Origin of the sequence: Vibrio splendidus 12E03 (assembly GCF_000272105.2) — a bacterium.
GTDB lineage: Bacteria > Pseudomonadota > Gammaproteobacteria > Enterobacterales > Vibrionaceae > Vibrio > Vibrio splendidus_I.
The window spans coordinates 1-785 of record NZ_AJZD02000270.1 but is presented as its reverse complement, the minus strand read 5'-3'; the positions used below and the strand labels follow the sequence as shown (position 1 = coordinate 785).

Here is a 785-nt window from a genome sequence, read left to right as displayed (position 1 = left end):
TGCGGTGTACTGAGTAACACTAGGAGGATAGGTACTGTCATCATCCCCGCTTGAAGAGTCCCCCCCACCGCAACCATAGAGGAATAGGCTCAGTGTCGCGAAAGCTAGAGTGTTTTTCATCGTTAATTCCTGTGACTTACGTATTGATAAAAAAGGCATTATGAATAAAAGGCCGGAGGGTGATATTAAATTGCTCGCTGAAATGGACACGATCTCTCATTTAGTAGTAGTGACGGTTTAGGTATCCAGCTAGCAGACATTAATTGTAAAGTCTAGGTAGCAAAAGTGTCCTTAAAAAGTTGGCGGTTATCACGGCTACCCGGTCACTCCCCCTTATAGCGTTTAAAAATAAACCCTTAATTTTTAAACGAAAAAACGGCCCTACGGGCCGTAAACTCTAAACGTCAAACCCTAAGAATCTGATACGCACGAGGCGTAATTATGATAGGATAGGGGGCTGCTGCCGACGACTCCATCGCCGAGGGCCACGCGGTAGTAATTGGAACCACTAGACGTCGCTGACCAGTAAAAGTCGCCGGTCGCCCAACCCTTCGCATTGAACATGTTGCCATAGTGACTATGAAGACTACTCAACTCATCGCGAGTTGCTAAACGCCAATTAGTCCTACCGTAGAGCCCAATTGTGTTATATTGAGCGCAAAGTCGAGTGGGCTCTAAGTTTCTGAAAGTAGCAAACTCGCCGGTAGGGCCATGGTTATCAGTTTCTATAAACGTAGAGCTATATCCATCGTAGTCTAGAGCCCCTAAAAAGCGGACACTTGGGG

At 46.4% G+C, this 785-nt stretch carries 1 protein-coding gene; it reads right to left on the bottom strand.

The genetic code is table 11. The features are described from left to right. Positions 1–411: 411 nt before the first annotated feature. Positions 412–729 carry a DUF1566 domain-containing protein gene (locus tag A142_RS25465; protein ID WP_277815629.1) on the bottom strand — a complete coding sequence of 106 codons (318 nt, stop codon included), beginning with the start codon at positions 727–729 and terminating at the stop codon, positions 412–414. Between the last annotated feature and the right edge of the window lie 56 nt (positions 730–785).